Annotated in this window: 11 protein-coding genes; 1 reads left to right on the forward strand and 10 read right to left on the reverse strand. The window is 63.4% G+C overall.

What is annotated here, in order from left to right; translation table 11 throughout:
• Positions 1-22: 22 nt before the first annotated feature.
• Positions 23-1864, forward strand: coding sequence for an asparagine synthetase B family protein (locus AC56LU_RS07780; RefSeq protein ID WP_497175014.1), 1842 nt, complete (start codon positions 23-25; stop codon positions 1862-1864).
• Between the two features lie 50 nt (positions 1865-1914).
• Here the strand turns inward: AC56LU_RS07780 and AC56LU_RS07785 are convergent, their stop codons facing one another.
• The 10 genes from AC56LU_RS07785 to AC56LU_RS07830 all read right to left on the reverse strand — a co-directional run bounded on the left by AC56LU_RS07785 (position 1915) and on the right by AC56LU_RS07830 (position 17554).
• Positions 1915-2637, reverse strand: a complete 723-nt coding sequence (locus tag AC56LU_RS07785; RefSeq protein WP_497175015.1) for a hypothetical protein — start codon at positions 2635-2637, stop codon at positions 1915-1917.
• A 286-nt stretch (positions 2638-2923) separates the two neighbouring features.
• Entirely contained in the window at positions 2924-6304 is a 3381-nt protein-coding gene (locus AC56LU_RS07790) for a hypothetical protein (protein WP_497175016.1), read from the reverse strand.
• A 712-nt stretch (positions 6305-7016) separates the two neighbouring features.
• On the reverse strand, positions 7017-8480 hold the full coding sequence (locus tag AC56LU_RS07795; protein WP_497175017.1) for an oligosaccharide flippase family protein: 1464 nt from the start codon (positions 8478-8480) through the stop codon (positions 7017-7019).
• Entirely contained in the window at positions 8477-9769 is a 1293-nt protein-coding gene (locus tag AC56LU_RS07800; RefSeq protein WP_497175018.1) for a glycosyltransferase family 4 protein, read from the reverse strand. Before AC56LU_RS07800 ends, AC56LU_RS07795 begins: the two co-directional genes overlap by 4 nt.
• Before the next feature lie 26 nt (positions 9770-9795).
• Positions 9796-10752: a glycosyltransferase family 2 protein gene (locus AC56LU_RS07805; RefSeq protein ID WP_497175019.1), complete on the reverse strand. Its 957-nt coding sequence runs from the start codon at positions 10750-10752 to the stop codon at positions 9796-9798.
• Entirely contained in the window at positions 10752-12143 is a 1392-nt protein-coding gene (locus AC56LU_RS07810) for a phenylacetate--CoA ligase family protein (protein ID WP_497175020.1), read from the reverse strand. Before AC56LU_RS07810 ends, AC56LU_RS07805 begins: the two co-directional genes overlap by 1 nt.
• Positions 12140-13258, reverse strand: a complete 1119-nt coding sequence (locus AC56LU_RS07815; protein ID WP_497175021.1) for a glycosyltransferase family 4 protein — start codon at positions 13256-13258, stop codon at positions 12140-12142. The genes AC56LU_RS07810 and AC56LU_RS07815 overlap by 4 nt, the downstream gene beginning before the upstream one ends.
• Complete coding sequence (locus AC56LU_RS07820; protein ID WP_497175136.1) at positions 13255-14466, reverse strand: TIGR04063 family PEP-CTERM/XrtA system glycosyltransferase; 1212 nt, start codon at positions 14464-14466, stop codon at positions 13255-13257. Before AC56LU_RS07820 ends, AC56LU_RS07815 begins: the two co-directional genes overlap by 4 nt.
• Positions 14467-14501: 35 nt before the next feature.
• Complete coding sequence (locus tag AC56LU_RS07825) at positions 14502-16406, reverse strand: XrtA/PEP-CTERM system amidotransferase (protein WP_497175022.1); 1905 nt, start codon at positions 16404-16406, stop codon at positions 14502-14504.
• A complete protein-coding gene (locus AC56LU_RS07830; RefSeq protein WP_497175023.1) occupies positions 16394-17554 on the reverse strand; it encodes a TIGR03088 family PEP-CTERM/XrtA system glycosyltransferase in 1161 nt (386 codons plus the stop codon). The genes AC56LU_RS07825 and AC56LU_RS07830 overlap by 13 nt, the downstream gene beginning before the upstream one ends.
• Positions 17555-17564: the final 10 nt, after the last annotated feature.

Raw genomic sequence — 17564 nt, forward strand, 5'->3', positions numbered from 1 at the left:
CTGAATTGACAGGGTTGCCGCAGTGAGCGGCTTGTGCGGCTGGATCGGCAATGGGACCAGCGCCGCGGATAACCGCGCGCTGATCGAAAGAATGGCGGCGCCGCTGACGGCGTTCGACGCCAGCCCGCTGCAGACGGTGCAGGGCGTGCACGCCGCCGCCGCGGTGGCGGCGCTGGACGACAGCGCCGCGCTGTACCAGAACGACGGCCTGATGGTCGCGCTGTGGGGCCAGGCTACGCTGGCGCAGGACCAGGCGCCCGGCGCCGGCCGTGCCGCAGCGCTGGCCAACGCCTGGCGGCGCGACCCGGATGCGGTGTGCGCCATGCTGAGCGGCGCGTACTCACTGTGCATCCTGGATGAAGCCAAAGGCGAGGCGCTGCTGGCAATCGACCGCATGGGCACCCAGCCGATGATTTACCAGCATGCCGCCGGCGCGCTGGTGTTCGGCTCCTCGTCGGATGCGCTGGTGCGCCATCCGCTGACCCCTGGCGTAATCGACCCGCAGGGCCTGTACAACTATGTCTTCTCGCACATGGTACCCGCCCCAGGCACGGTGTACCGCGGCCAGCAGCGCCTGCTGCCGGGCGAATACCTGCGCTTCCGCAACGGCGCGGTCGACAAGCGCGCCTACTGGCGCATGGCGTTCGACGAACAGCCGGGACGCGACGAGACCGCGCTCAAGGCCCAGTTCCGCGACGTGCTGCGCTCCAGCGTGCGTGAGGCGGCGGGCGACCAGAAGGTCGGCGCCTTCCTCAGCGGCGGCACCGACAGTTCGACCATCGCCGGTATCCTGACCGAAGTGGGCGGCAAGCCGGCCGATACCTATTCGATCGGCTTCGAGGCCGAAGGCTACGACGAGATGTCGTATGCGCGCCTGGCATCGCGCCATTTCGGCACCAGCCACCACGAATACTATGTGACCCCGGACGACGTCGTCGACGCGATCCCGCGCATTGCCGCGGTGTTCGACCAGCCCTTCGGCAACGCCTCGGCGGTACCGGCGTTCTACTGCGCGAAGATGGCGAAACATGATGGCGTCACGCGCATGCTGGGCGGCGACGGCGGCGACGAACTGTTCGGCGGCAACGAGCGCTATTCCAAGCAGCACGTCTTCGCGCGCTACGAGCAGGTGCCGGGCCTGCTGCGCAAGGCCCTGCTGGAACCGGCCGTGTTCAACTTCCCGGGCGGCGAACACATCAAGCTGATCCGCAAGGCGCGCAGCTACATCAAACAGGCCTCGCTGAAAATGCCGGACCGGCTCGAGACCTACAACCTGCTGGGGCGCTTTGGCCCACAGAAGGTATTTACCGACGACTTCCTGGCCAGCACCGACACTGGCGCGCCGCTCGCCGGCCTGGTCAATACTTACGCCCAAAACAACGCCGACAGCTTCATCAACCGCATGCTGGCGTTTGACCTGAAGGTCACCCTGGCCGACAACGACCTGCCGAAAGTGGTCAAGGCCTGCGAAGCGGCGGCGATGCAAGCGGCGTTCCCGTTCCTGTCCGACGACATGGTGGCGTTCTCGGCGCAGTTGACGGCCAAGCAGAAACTCAACGGCACCCAGCTGCGCTGGTTCTTCAAGGAGGCGCTGCGCGACTTCCTGCCGAACGAAATCATCACCAAACAGAAACATGGATTCGGGCTGCCGTTCGGGGTCTGGCTGCAGAGGCACAAGCCGTTGCAGGATCTGGCGCTCGACAGCCTGACCGACCTCAAGGCGCGCGGCATCGTGCGCCCGGAATTCATCGACAAGCTGATCGGCCAGCACCTGAACGAGCACGCCGGCTACCACGGCACCATGGTCTGGGTGCTGATGATGATGGAGCAGTGGTTCCGCCAGCACGAAACGCAGCAGGGCTGACCGGCGGCCGGCAACAGGGCGACACCTGCGGGCGCCGCTCATTGCGGGGTTCAGTTGCCGGCTGCAGTTTCCGTCGTCACACCGCCCGGCTTCGCGAAGGCAGGTGCAAGGCGGAAAACCGGGGCGCCCGAGTCGCTGCCCGACAGCTGTACGAAGGGCATTTGGGTTGCCAGCGTCAATTGCCAATTGCCAGCTACCAGGAACACCGCAGTGGCAATCCGTTCGGCGCCCATGCGCCGGTGGGCTGCGCCGGAAGCGGCGTTGAAGGCCGAGATACGGCTGCACGACCAGCGCACGCCCAAGCTGTGCAGCAACACGTTGGCGCTGTCCCACAGGCGCGGGAACGCCATGGTGAGCTGATATTGCGGAAAAATTTGCACGTCGAAGTCCCAGGCCGCGCTATCGTCCGGCGAGAACACCGCCCTCACCTCATCCTCATGATAGTCGCCAAGGGTGAACCACAGGTAGCCTAGCAAGTTGTTGCCTTTGTACGCGGCCAGGCAGCGCGCGCCGCGACGGAAGCGTTCAGCAATGACGGCGGCCGGGCGGTCGAACTGGCTCGCGTCGAGTTCGCCTTCCATGACCTCGCGCACATTGATCGCCGCGCCGCGGCCTTTGCTGAAAGGGATCGCCGTCACCGGCTGTGCCGTGATGTAATACCTGAACAGCTTGACGCGGCCGGCAGTGCTAAGTGCGAGCAAGCGTGACAGAGCGTACCAACCACAGTTGACCCAGCCGATCTGCCGCACCGTTTGTTGAAGTTGTTTTCGCATAGCCCTTGAGAGCAGAAAATTGAACCTAAGTGTCGCCCTGCGCAGGGTGTCGAAGAGACCATGACATGTGGAGAAATATCGTACCACAGCAATTCATCAACTTTGCGGTACTGCAATTGCGTTTCACATAATTATCCGCCGTCGACTGCGCCAGTTGCGGGCACGCGGATCACAATTTTTGACTGGAAGGGAGAGCGGCTGGACGGCTGGTGAAGCCCGTCCGCCGTTGGCAAAAACTGGTCGAGCCGGAGCGACGGCGCTTGCGCGCCGCCGCCCGGGTGACCGATCAAGCCGATGTACGCATGAAGAACAAGTTCGAAAACGGCGACGGCATCAGCAGGAAACCACGCAGCGCAGGAATGTACCGGAAGCGGTTATGCACGCCGTCGTTCGGGGTTGCCGGCGGACGCTTGGTGCCGGCCAGTGGCAGGATGCTCATGTCCCAGGTGTTGGTGACATTCGGCTTGATGACATAGACGCGTCCAGCCCCGGCCCCCTGACCGCAGTAGAACATGAAGCAATCGTTGACCGGATCGTAGTCCATCCCCGCATACTCCGGCTTGTCGGCCATGAAGCTGATCACTGCCGCACTGGGGTTGAAGCCGACCGAGATCTGCTGCGAACCGTTGAGCGGAATGCGGCTTGCGTACACTCCCCCTCCCCCATAACCCTGCCCGTCGCCGAAGTTCAGCGTGAACAACTGATTGCGGTGCGAGTCGTGTGCGATCGGGAAGCGCACCTGGTCGTTGGTACGGGTGGTGATCGGCCGGGTCCAGGCTTTGGTCTGCGGTGACCAAACTGCCAGTCCGCTACTGAATACCTGGCCGGTACTCCTGATTTTGACAACACCGTACATATCGCCAGCCAGCAGATTCGCCCAGGTACCTGCAGGATCCCATGTGTTGGTATCAAGATTGAAGCCGTCGACCGTGGGCAAGCTAATCCCGGCACCATGGACGGCACTTGCACCAAACAGCATCAGCCGATTTACCTCGGGAACGAAAAACGTGCTGCTATACAAGTGGCGTGAGCTTGGCTTGCCATCGGCATAATAAGCAACGTCCCGTTGGACCGACGCCAGGGCGCTTGAAGCGTGGCGCAGTCTCCACGACGGCGCACTAGCGGTCAGCTTCAACGATACCACACGGTTATCCCACCCGTCGCCGTGGCCGCCTGCAGCGGCAATCAGGATTTCGTTGGTATCTTCCCGGTACGCAAAGCCACTATACGACGCCAGGGCCGCACCAGCAGCACCGGAGGTGCCAGGAATCTCGATCCACTGGTTCAGGGCCGAACCGGCCATCCATGCGGGATCGCCTGGAGCGACTTGTTCCGGCTCGGCCAGGGCCACAGGAGCGACCGGGACCACCGGCACCGGTGCGACATAGCGCGCCGGCTTGACGGCCCATACCGGACGGCCTTCGAAGGTCGACGTCAAAGCATTGAAGTTGGAAGCATTGACGACGCGGTTGTAGCCTTCGGCCGCGCCGGCCACGCCATGCTGCACCGCGTACGCGATCGCCGGCATCAGGTTGCCCCACATCGAATTGCCCCAGCTGTCCGACGAATATTCGGCGGCCAGCACGCCTTCAGTGCGGCCGAGCCAGGATGGCGCTACGGCGAACGAGGCGGCATACACTTCCGCATCGGTGGCGTACCACGGGCCGGTGCCGTTTTCATAATTCGGGCTGCTGCTTGGCGAAATCGCCATGACGTATGGAGCGGCGTTGATGTACCAGAAACCGTCTTTGGTGCCCAGGCGGTGGATCACGCTGCGTGCCTTCCATGCGAAGAACGCGCCCAGCTTGGTGCTCGCGGTGCTGGAAATCGGCAGGCCCATCGATACGGACCAACCGAACACTGCAGTGACGAAATCCTGCTGCCATGGCGAGGCGAGGCGGATGGTGCCGTCGTAGCCCTCGCCCGGCTTGATCCAGCCGTATGGGTTATTTTTCTGGGCAACATAGCGACCGTGGAAGTGCTCGATGTTGGCTTCGACCGACGCTATGAACTCGGCGCGCAGGGCCGTATCGTCGTCAGGGGTGACGCACAGCGCTTGGACGCGGGCGCGCCAATCCCATGCGCAGCTGCGGGTCTGCCAGGCGCCGGTGCAGGACTGGACCAGTCCCTTGCTGCCGGTGCGCAAATAGATGTTATCGCCGTTGCCGAGGTAGTTGGCGGTGGTGGCGAACTGGACTTCTTCCATGAAGTACCAGCGGCCCGTCACCAGGTAAGCCAGGTAGCCGACCGACGGACTGTGCGCCACGTCCCAGCCCGGTGGATTGCCGCCGGTCGGTGTCGGCGTGTACATGTTGTTGGTCGAGCCGCCATTGTCCTTGAAACCTTGGCCGTCGCCGATGTTCAGCGTCGGGTAGGTACTGAATCGTGGCGGACGGTTGGTGGTCTCGTCGCGGTAATGGATGGCCCAGCGGCCGGCGCTGAAACCGTTGCGCACCACGGCGCCATAGGTGGCGACCGAGTTGGCGATCAAGTGGACGACGTCGTGCTGTGGCAGCAGGCCGATCGGATCCTGATAGCCGGACGACGCCATGTTGTCCTGATCGTACTTGAAGTTACCTGCCTGCAGCGGCTGGTAGGACGACACCAGGCTGCTTAATGCGGTGCCTGACGACAAATGGCTCATATACGACGGAACCAGCTCGGTCGCCTGGAGGTAAGCAGTGTCCTGGCGGGCGGCCACACCCAAATCTTGGGCAGCCCAATACGACAGCGCGGTGCCGCTGATCAGCGGAGTACGCTGGTGGTGCTTGAGGTCGATCGCGGCCGACATGCGCTGGCTGCGGTTCAGGGTGAAACCGAAGGTGGCCGCCTTGTTAGACGGGGCGGCGACGCGCAGGAAGCCGTTTTCGATCCATGGCAGCATTTCGATGGCGCCGTTGGCCCACATGCGTACTTCAAGCCAAGCCACCAGGTGCTTGTCGCTGCCGACCGGCTTGCGGTAGATCCACGACGACATGGCAGGGCCGGCAATCCAGGTCTGGAAAGGCGTATCCCAGTCTGTCGCCTGCCACAGGGCGGCACCGAAACTGCCGCAGCTCACTTCAGCGACGGCGCCGCTGGAGCGCAGGCGCGATGGGGCGACCGGCGATAAATTGACGGCGCTGTCCGTCGCCGAGCTGAGGTTGACGGTGACGCTGCCGTTGGCTGGCACAGAGAGCTGGCCCGACAGGATTGCGAACTTGAGCGAGCCATCAGGCCAGCGGTTCTTCACGGTTACTTGCATGGTGCCTGCGTCAGCCAGCACGGTACGGCCGGCGACCACCTCGCCCTTCTTGAACGCGAATCCAAGAGAGTACGGCGCGGTTTCGCTGCCCAGGGTGCTCGAGACTATGAAGCGCGCGCCGGGGATCAGCGCTGCAGGCGACGCCGGCGCGCGCGGTGGGGCGGCGACATTCCTCGCGCCTTCACTTTTAATTGAAGCGGCGAACCGATCGCCCAGCGCTTCTTCGGTACCACCCCCACCGCCGCAGGCGGTCAGGGCGCCAGTGGCGGCCAGGGCGGATGAGTTACGGAGGAATACGCGGCGTTTAGTGTTGATCATTGTTAATATCTCAGTAAGTAAGTAATGACCGACTGGATGCGCGAACTTATGCGTCGATCTGGCTGCACCACGGGGTCGATCTGCAAGACACGGCGTCAGGAACATGCGTTTAATACGGGAAATTCCAATCAGCCTCTTTTAATGCCTTGTGGCACCTTTTAATCCATTCTAGCGAAATGAATGAGCAGTTAAAATATCCGTACAGCAATAAAATGCCGCAAAACAACAAATTCCTGACTTTTCTTGCGCAGTGGCAAGCATTCCTACCGATCACACTCATGCATAAAACGCACGACGTGTTAATCGATTGATATAGCTAATTAGTGATTTGGCAGCGGTGATTACCTAGGAGGCAATAGGCATGAACAAACCCGCAATGATCATGCAGATCCCTTTATCCCGTGGATGGCGATGATCTTCTTGAGCAGCAAAGCTGCCGTTTCCATCGGGTAAATAGGTCGTAACGACGTCAGCGGGATTCCCGCAGCGCGTTATTATTATTGGGTAATACAGAGTGGAAGACCGCTAATATGCGATGACCAAATGCAGAGTGTAAGCAGATGTAAATAACAGTCAGGTTGCAATAGTTCCAATAAATATTTAGAAAGTGTATTCAAGACAAATATTTTCTTGAAGAGCACAAATTCTACACGGAATTAATGCACTAGTTAAACACTTTGTTCGTGCGGATCTAAAACATTAATATTGTTATTAATGCTTGAGCTATTACTGTTCAATTAATGAAAGGCGATTTGATTCACTAACATCCGGACGCGTTATCAAATCGCGTACGCCCCCGGTGAGGGGACGGGCCAACTTAAGCGGTCTGCGCTTTGGCGCCGACACGTGCAGCGAGTATCGAGGTGAACTCGTGGAACAGGGGGTGGCGCAGCGCCCACAGGCTGGCAGCCCAGGCCACGCAGGTCAGGCCGGCGCAGGCGAAGAACAGCGGGTAAGGCAGTGCGCCGTGCGGCGGCCGCATGAAGTACACGATCACCAGCGCTGGCGCCAGCGCCAGCGCGGTAACGAGGCCATTGAGCCCCAGCCCGCGCCCCAGCGCACCAAAGGCGGTCGGCATGCAGCGCTGCTTGACCACGTACCAGTAAGGTACGCTGAACAGGGCAACCATCATGAAGCCGGCGGCAAAATAGTAAAGGTTGCGGTAGTAAAAAACGAGCGTGCACAGGGTCGCCGCGCGGATCGGCTGTATGATCAGCTCCGCAGTTGCTACCTGCCTTGAATGACCCGCCGCCAGCAGCGCGGTCGGGACCAGGTTGATCAGCGCGCTGGCGGCGCCGGCAATGCAGAACAGCGGCACGAGGGGTGCCGACTGGTCCCACTGGGGACCGAACATCAGGCGCAGCACTTCCAGCGGGAACAGCCCGGCAAAACCATAAAAAGTCCACGCGATCGCGCTGACGTTGATCACGCTTTCGACAAACTTGGCATCGACTGGTTCATTGTTGCGATAAGCCTTGGAGAAGGCTGGGTAGGCGACGTTGCGCACCGCGCCCATGAAATCGCGGTGGAACAGGTTCATCAATCCCTGCGCACGGCTGGCGATCGCCACCGCGTTAAAGCCCATGATCTTTCCGACCGCAAGGTCATTGATATCCATCGTGATCGAAGTGATCACGTTGGCAGCCGTCAACGGGCCACCAAAGCGAAGGATTTCGCGCCAAGTGGCGAGCGACGGCTTGAGCAGGTGGCCGGCCCCGCCGATGGCCAACAGGCCCCCACCGATCATGGCGTTGTTGAGCACAGATCCCAGCGCCAGCGAATAAGCGCCAGCGCCCAGCCAGGCCAGCATCAGCGTCGCCAGCGTCGACAAGAAGGCCCCTGCCAGGTTAATCCGCATCACCACTTGGAACTTCATCTCCCTGCGCAACAGCGCAAGGCAGACCGAATTAAAAGGCAGGATAAGGAAGTTCAACGCCACGATGCGGGAGATCGAGGTCAGGCTGTCGTCATTGTAGAAGGCACCGATGAACGGCGCCCCCAGTTGGACCAGCACGAACAGCGCGCCCCCAAGGATCAGCGCCATCCCCCACGCGGTGGAAATATGCTCCGGGCCCAGATCTTTTTTCTGGATCAGGAAGCTCACCAAGCCAAAGTCGCGTATGACTTGCGTGATGGTGATGATGGCCAGCGCCACTGAAAACAAGCCTACCTGCGCCGGCGTCAACATGCGTGCAAGCAGGATGAAGGAGACCAGGCTTAGGGCGATACCGAGATAGCTCTCGAGAAAGGAAAAGACAAGCGCTTTGCGCACTATGGTCATGAAGTGGCCGCCTGTCTGGTATCGCTGGTCAATCCCGTCACGGTTTCGAACGCCCTCGCCAGCCTAGCGGTCAGGCTGGCGCGCGTATATTTGGCCAGCTCGGCCGGCACGCGCGGCGAGAATGCGCCATCTCCCTGCCCCTCGCACATTTGCTCGATCGCCCGCGCCAGCGCTTCAATATCGCCAGGATCGACGCGGCGGGCCCCGCCGACGCCTTCCAGCACGCGCGCCACCTCGCTAACCGGCTGGGCCGACGCCAGCACTGGGCGACCGCTGCCAAGGTATTCGAAAAGCTTGCCAGGAATGCTCGCATGCTCGTAGAAACCCTGCGACACCGGCAGGTAGACGGCACTGGCGCCCATCATCAATGCGAGCGCCTCGGCGTGGGTGACGCGGCCGTGTTCCTCGACCAGGTCGGCGATGCCGTACTCGGCAGCGCGTCCCTGCCCGAAGCCGGCCACCGCCAGCTGCAAGCGGCCGAGTGACGGCGCGCCTCGTTCCTTCAGCAAACGTACCGCGGCAAACAGGTCGTCTGGTCCATAGCCAGGCCGCCACACGCCGGTGTAGACGATGCGGACCTTGTCATCCTGCGGGACGTCCGCCGGCGGGAAGTCGGCCGGGTCGAAGCCGTTGGTGATTGCGAAGCGGTTTGGACCGAGCAGGTCCTGTGGCAACATGGTCAGGAAGGTGGCGGTGGTGGCGATCACGCCGTGGGCGGCGCTCAGCACGCGCCGTTCGAGCCCGGGATTGTGCTTGCGCTGTTGCGGCGTATGCTGATCCCATGCCACATCAGACGGCATCCACAAGTCGCGGTAATCGACCACGAAGGGCACGCCGGTCAGCTTGCTGGCGCGCTCTGCCACCAGAAACGACGACCATGGCGAACCGCTGGCGTAAATGACATCGAACGGGGTTTCCGCGTGCAGCTTGCGAATCGCCGCCACTGCTGTCGGAATCCAGCTGGCGGCATCGTCGGGCACGCTCCAATAGCGACGAATGCGCCAGTGCAGCGCTGCTGAGATGCGCTGCGCGCCGAACAAGAATCCGAATGCGGCATCGAGCTTGCTGCCAATGTCGGCGTCCCAGAACGGCACCCGAACGATGCGGGTACCTGGGCGCACTTCGTCCAGCAGGGTCGGGTCGCACTCGGACGGTGGCGGGTCAGCCACCGTCAACACGGTAGGCTCCCAGCCATTGTCGGGCAGGTGGTTGACGAATTCCAGGCTGCGGCGAGTACCGGAGTTAAAGATTGGAGGATACAGGAACGCAATGACGAGAACTTTTTTCATTTTTTCTTTACTAGGCGGGGACAGCATCACCCGCGTTGCTTGGCTTGAAACCGTGCCACCGATTTGATGATGGACTTGATCAGGACCTTCCATCCGTACGCATGGCCAGGATCGGCACGTAGAGCGGCCCAGCCGGCGCTGCGCGCCTTGACCAGACTGCCACCCTGCAGGTGCGCGCTGGCGTATTCGCACCAGCTCTTCGACAGCAGGCGACGCACGGCAGCGTGGTCCGCTTCGCGTCCGTCGGGCGAACGCATGCCCCAACTGGCGATCGCACGCCCCAGGACTTTGGCGCGGTAATTGTCAGTAGGCATGCTATGGGTGATGCTGTTGGGATGCATACGGTACAGCGCATAGGGGTACGCCACGCGGTGGATCGGCGTGACACGCGAGGTCCGCAACCACAGGTCATAATCCTCGCCCACGCGCAAGGTGGTGTCGAAGCGGCCGATCTCCTCGAACAGCGTGCGATGAGCCAGTACAGTCGAGGTCCAGACCTCGCAGTCGACCAGCAGCTCGGGATAAATCCAGCCGCTGGGACCCTGCCATTTTGTGATGTCGGCGGCGTCTTTTTCCAGCTCCGCGAGTAAGGCTTCGGTGGGCAAGGGGTCGACGCTGGGCCATACTTTCCACGCCGTGTAGCTCATGCGGCAGCTCGGCACGTCGGCCATTGCATCGAACTGGGCCGCGAGCTTGCCCGGTAGCCAGATGTCATCGGCATCGACGAAGGCGACCCACTGCCCGCGCGCCAGCGCAATGCCGCGATTGCGCGCTGCCGCCACGCCGGCATTGGCCTGCTGCTCTACCCGCACCTGGGGAAACTCGCGCCGCACCAGTTCTACCGTGCCGTCCGACGAGCCGTCGTCGATGACGATGATTTCCATCCCGGCCTGATCTTGCGCCAGTACCGACCGGATCGTCGCGCCGATGTAGCGCTCGGCGTTGTAGCAGGGAATGATGACCGAAACGACAGGATCGCTCATCACTGCCCCCGGTGCGCGGCATCGAGCTTGCTGACGACGTAGCGGAACTTGCCCGACTTCTCGGGCAGGATTGCCTCGACCTGCTCGACCGCGATGTCCACCTGCTGGCCCAGCCTGCCTTTGAAGCCTTGCACGATCTTGCTGCGCAACGGATCGTCCAGCGCGCTGTCCAGCACCACCTGGACGGCGGTGAGGGACATCGTTTCCTGCACAATCCTGAAGCTCTTCACTTGTGGCAGGTCGCGCAGGATGTACACCAGCGCCAGGCCATGCATGACGGTACCGTCGCTGGCGATCAGGAAATCGGTGCTGCGCCCCTGGATCTCTTTCAACAACGGTAGGCCGCGGCCGCAACTGCAAAGTTTTGTGTCGAGCACGCCGATGTCGCCGGTGCGATAGCGGATGAATGGGAAATCGCCGGTGCCCAGGTGGGTGACGACGATCTCACCCGATTCGCCGCGCGGCACCGGCTGGCCGGCGCCGTCGAGAATCTCAACGATGATGTCCTCGGCCGTCAGGTGCATGCCGCCGGCCGGACACTGGTGTGCGATAAAGCCCGCGTCGCGCCCCCCGTAGCCGTTAGCCACCGGGCAGCCGAAGGTGCTGGCAATCTGCTCGCGCTGTTCGTCATACAGGCGCTCGGAGGTGACAAACGCGACCCGGATGCCCAGGTCGTCCATGCGCTGTCCCTTCGCCTGCGCATGGCGCGCGATGTGCGACAAGGCCGACGGGTAGCCGAACAACATGCGCGGGCGCACCGCGCGTATGCGTTCAAGGAAGCTATCGAGCTTGGCATCGGACATTGCGAACGCCGGCAGCAGCGACGTGCGCAGGATGCGGTCGCGCACGGCGCGGACATTGTCTTGCGCGCCCAGTTCGATCGGCGAACCCCACACGACGATTTCCGGATCGCCGATATCGACATTCCACCAGCGCGTGGCGCGCCACTTGGCGGCGACGTCATGGCTGACCCGCTCCTTGCCGATGAAGAAAATCAGTGGTTCTCCGCTGGAGCCGCCGGTATTGAACCGGGCCAGCCCTTTCGCAGCGTCCGCCTTCAGGCGCTCGGTATTGGCGCGGATGATGGCTTTGTCGAGCAGCGGCAGGCGCGCCAGGTCGGCCAGCGCCTGCACGTCGCGCGCCGGATCGAACTGGAGCTCGGCGAACAGGTCGCGGTAATACGGCACGCTGGCCTGTACACGCGCCAGCAATTGCTTCAGGCGCCGCAACTGCAGGGCCTGCAGTTGCGCTTCCGGCCACCATTGCGATTCTTCCATCTGTTTGCGCAGCGCCACGGTGGTATGGCGCTTCATGCGTTCGTGGAAAGGGAACAGCAGGTTGGAAACGACGGAAGTATACAAGCCGGTCCGGGGCGCTTGACGATTGCTCATGGGTGGCTCACTTCTTCAGCATTCTTGACATTCAGTCCTGGGTTGAGCACGTCGCGGTAGACCTTGAGCAAGCGCGGGCGCACTTCCGGCCACGCATACTGCTGCACGTAGCTCAGTCCGGCCTGGCGCAGCCTGGCGGCCAGTCCCGGTTCATCGAGCAGCCGCAGGATCGCCGCGGCTATCGCCTGCGGCACGCCTGGCGGCACCAGCAGCGCGGTCGTCTCATGCTCAACAAAGAACGGCACGCCGCCGACGTTGGTGCTGACCACCGGTATCCCGCAGGCGAGCGCTTCGAGCACCGAGTTGGGCATGTTGTCGACAGTGCTCGGATTGAGCATGATGGCGGCGGCGCGGTACAGCGCGGCCATTTCCATGTTGTCGACGCGGCCGGTAAACGTCACCGCGTGGCTGATCGCCAGTTCGACGGCCAGCTGGCCAAGCGAGTCGCGCAACGGGCCCGAGCCGGCCACCACCAGCCGGGCCTCTGGATGGCTTGCCAGCACGATGGCGAAGGCGCGCAGCGCGCTGGCATTGTCGTAGATCGGCTCGAGGTTGCGCGCCACCAGGATGGTCGGGGCGAGCGTGGCGCCTGGCGCGGCCGAGAACCGCTTGAGGTTGATAATGTTCGGCACCACGGTCGTGCGCACCCCGTATTTGGCAAACACGGCTTCCAGGAAACCGGAAGGGACGATGACGGCACTGGCGCGCTGAAGCGTCGGCCGGACCCAGGCCAGCGATTTGCCCAGGAAAGCGTCGGCTTCACCGCCCCGGTAATTGATCACGACCGGGCGACCGCGCATCCAGCCGATCCAGACGGCCGGCGCCGCGTACAGGTGCCACGACCAGCCCGAATTGGCCATCACATGAAACAACTGGACCCGTCCTGCGGTGCGCCACAGCTGCAAAAGATACGGAACCAGGCGAAACACGGCGCGCACGCCGCGCAAATTAGCTGCCCAGGACGGCCGGATCGGCGCGTTGACCTGGACCACTTCAACCGCCATGCCTTCCCCACGAAGCAGGGTCGCCAGCTGCAAAGTCTGGTAGGCCATCCCGCCCGACGGCGGCGGCAGCGGTCCCACCAGCCCGATGGAACGGGCAGCGGTGGCCGTCATGCGAGCGCCTTCGGCAGCGCCCCATACACGGCCTTATAGCGCGCTACGCTGTTTACCCAGTTGCGCTCGTTCTCGACAAAGGCGCGGCCGCTGTCGCGCAACGCCTGCCATCGTTCCGGCGCGGCCAGCAGCGCCAGCACCTTGCGCGCCAGCGCCTGCGGGTCGTCGGCGCCGAACAGGATGCCGGTCTTGCCGTCTTCTATCAATTCCTGGTGGCCGCCGACGTCCGAGGCCGCCACCAGTCGGCCCTGGGCCATCGCTTCGAGCGGCTTGAGCGGCGTGACCAGGTCGGTCAGGCGCAACTTCAGGCGCGGATAGACCAGTACGTCGACCAGGTCGTAGTAGCGCTGCACATCCGCGTGCGGCACACGTCCGGTGAACACCACCTTGTCGGCCACGCCGAGCTGCGCGGCCTGCTTCTTCAGCGCGGCGTCCTGCACCCCGCCGCCGACCAGCAGCAGGCGGATGTCCGGGTTCGCGGCCAGCATCGCCGGCATCGCGTCGAGCAGGATGTTCAGGCCCTCGTAGGCGTAGAACGAACCGATGAAGCCGAGCACCTGCTTGCCTTGCAGGCCGAGCTGCGCGGCCAGCGCCTCGTCGCGCGTGCCGCCGGTCTGGAAGTCGGCCACATTGACGGCGTTCGGGATCACCATCACCTTGGCGGCGGGAATGCCGCGGCCGAAGATCTCGGCGCGCAATCCTTCGCAAATGGTGGTCGCGGCGTCCACCCGCCTGAGCGCGTGGGTTTCCATCGCGCGGGTCAGGCGGTAGCGCAGGCCCCATTCGCGGCTGGTGCCGTGGTCGGCCGCCGCGTCTTCCCAGAAGGCGCGTATTTCATACACCACCGGAATGCCGAAGCGCTTGCCAACGCGCAACGCGGCCATCGCATTGAGGACCGGCGAGTGTGTGTGGATCACATCCGGCTTCACCGCCAGCGCAACCTCGTGCAGGCGCGCCGGCAGCTCATCGATGACGGCCAACTGGTCGAACATCGGCAAGCGCGCCAGCATGCCGCTGGACGCGGCGGTGCGGTGGAAGCCCAGCCCGTCGACGTCTTCGTACGGCGCGTTCGGCACGCCCTGCTTCGGTCCGGTGATGTGGAAGGTCTGCCAGCAAAGCGCGCGCTGCCGCTGCAGGATGGCGCGGTTGCGGAAGGTGTAGCCGCTGTGCAGCGGGATCGAGTGGTCCAGCACGTGCAGCACGCGCAGCGCCGCTTGCTGCGGCAGGCGGTCGGCGACCGCGTTCATGCGGCGGCCCCTTCCATTTCCTTGCGCAGGAAGGCTTCGAACATCAGCACCGACCAGATCGGGGCGCTGTAGTCGCGCCGTCCGCTGTGGTGGTGTTCGACCATCTCGGCGAGGAAAGCGGTGTTGAAGATGCCGGTGTCGGCCAGGGTCGAACCGAGCAGCGATTCGCGCACGCGCTGGCGCAGCGGGCCGCGGAACCATTCGGCCAACGGTACCGCGAAGCCCATCTTCTTGCGGTACAAAATCTCTTCCGACAGGTAGGGCTCCATCGATTTCTTGAAGATGTACTTGCCTTCGTTGCCTTTGAGTTTCATCTCGGGCGGCAGGCCGGAGATCCACTCGACCAGCTTGTGGTCCAGCAGCGGCACGCGCACTTCCAGCGCGTGCGCCATGCTGGCGCGGTCGACCTTGGTCAGGATATCGCCCGGCAGGTAGGTCTTCATGTCGAGGTACTGCACCATCGACAGCGGATCGTCGGTCGGCGACCTGGCAGCGTGGGCCTTCATGACTTCCACCGCGCCATAGCCCTGCAGACTGGCCTTGAAGCGGTCCGAGAACAGGCGCGCGCGCATAGCGTCCGACATCAGCGACACGCCATGGAAGTAGCCTTCGGTAAGGTCGCGCGACAGCGCTTCGAAGGTGGTTTTGGCACGAAACACGCGCGGCGCCCAGTCAGCCTTCGGATAATATTTGCCGAGCGGGCCAAACACCATCTTGCGCATCCCTTCAGGAATGCGCGAGCGGACATTCTCTTCGGCCATCGCATAGCGGTAACGGCGGTAGCCTGCCAGATTCTCGTCGCCGCCGTCGCCGGACAGCGCGACGGTCACGCGCTTCCTCGCCAGCTGGCACACGCGGTAGGTCGGGATCGCCGAACTGTCTGCATACGGCTCGTCGTACAGGTCGGCCAGAGTGTCGAGCAGCGCGTAGTCGTCGGTGTCGACGGTTTCGGTCACGTGGTCGGTCTTGTACTGCTTCGCGACCTGTTCGGCATACTGCGACTCATCGAAGGCCTTTTCCTGGAACGCGATCGAGCAGGTGTTGACCGGGTCCTTGTTCAGGCCAGCCATCATCGCCACCACCGCGCTCGAATCGACGCCGCCCGACAGGAAGGCGCCCAGCGGCACTTCGGCCTTCAGGCGGATCTTGACCGCCTCGCGCAGGCGCTCGACCAGCTCGCCCTTGGCGTCCCATTCGGTCATCGCGTGGTGCCGCTTGAACGGCACATCCCAGAACTGCCTTGGCTGCGGCACCGGCTGGCCGATTTTGACTGTCAGGCAGTAGCCTGGCGCGAGTTTTTTGGCGCCGGCGTAAATGGTTTTTGGTTCCGGGACATAGCCATAGGCGAAGTATTCTTCGACCGCCTGCGGGTCTATCGCGTGCGGCAGGCCCGGGTGGGCGCGTAAGGACTTCAGCTCGGAGCCGAAGATGAACATCCCGTCCGGCAGTTCGGCGTAGAAGAACGGTTTGACGCCCATGCGATCGCGTGCCATGAACATGGTCTGTTTGGTGCGGTCCCAGACGGCGATGGCAAACATGCCGCGCAAGCGGTGGACGCATTCCTCGCCCCAGGCTTCCCAGGCGTGGACGATCGTTTCGGTGTCGCTCCTGGTGCGAAACACGTAGCCCAGCTGCTGCAGCTCCTCCGTCAGCTCGGGATAGTTGTAGATCTCGCCGTTGAACACGACGCCGACATTGCCTTCGGCGTTGAACATTGGCTGCTGGCCGCTCAGGATGTCGATCACCGACAGGCGGCGGTGGCCGAAGCCCACTCCCGGCTCGGTGTAGACATCGCCCTCGTCCGGACCACGATGGTGCTGGGTTTCGTTCATGCGCCTGACCAGCTCCGCGTCGATCGCGCGCGCGCCGCGCGTATCAAAAATCCCGACTATTCCACACATGATTTCACTACTTTCCTAGATTGTTTTTTACGTTCGCACAACGTGTCGTAGAGCGCTTGGTACGCGGCCACCATGGCCGGCATATTATAGTGGCGCATGACGCGCTCGCGCCCTGCTCTACCGTGCGCGCCTGCCAGCGCCGGCGCCGCCGCGTAGGCCGCCAGAGCCGCGGCCATGGCCTGCGGATCGCGCGGCGGCACCAGGGTGCCGGTCACGCCATCTTCCACCACTTCGGGGATGCCGCCGACGCGCGTGCCCACCACCGGCAGGCTGCTGGCCATCGCTTCGAGCGCGGAGCCGGGCGTGCCCTCGGCGATCGAGGACAGCACAAACACGTCGAAGCCGCGCAGGATGTCGGCGATATCGGTACGCGAGCCAGGGAACCAGCAAACATCGGCGATGCCGGCCTGTTCGGCCTGGGCGCGGATGGCCGGTAGCAGCGGGCCGCCGCCGACGATCGCGAGGCGCAGGCGCGGCCGCAGTTCCGGCATGCGCTCGCGCAGGGCCACGAAGGCGCGCACCAGCGTCGCGTGGTCCTTCACATCATCCATCCGGCCGACGCAGCCGACGACAAAGGCGTCGGCGTCGAACGGCAGCACTTCGCCGCCCGCGCGGTCGAACTTGTCGAGGTCGATGCCGTTGGCCAGCACGCAGCTCTTGTGTTCCGGTAGCCCGAGCACCTCGCGGCCCCAGGTCAGCATCTGCAGGGAATTGGCGTAGCAGACGTCGTAGAACGGCAGCATCAGGCGGCGCAGCAGGTTGTGCTTGCGGTTGCGGCCTTCCGGATCGGCCGCGTCGCGTCCGTGCATGCCGTTGACGCGCACCGGCACGCCGGCCAGCAGCGCGGCCGGCCCGTATTCGACCGCGGCCAGGTTGTAGCTGTGGACGATGGTCGGTTTCAGGCGGCGCAGCAGCTTCCACAGGTCGGCGTGGGTGCCCAGCGACTGGCCCGGGCGCTTGTGCAGCGCATACAGCCCCACGCCCGGCTTGGTGATTTTTTTCGCGAAGTCGGTGTAGTCGGTCAGGCAGACTACCGCATGGCGGTAGCGCTCGGCCGGCATGCGGTTGATGCGTTCGACCAGCAACGTTTCCAGCCCGCCGAAGTCGAGCCGGTAAATCAGGTGGACGACGAGCGGAATCTCATCCATGACCGCACCG

It is taken from the genome of Telluria sp. PB2R4, assembly GCF_059685695.1.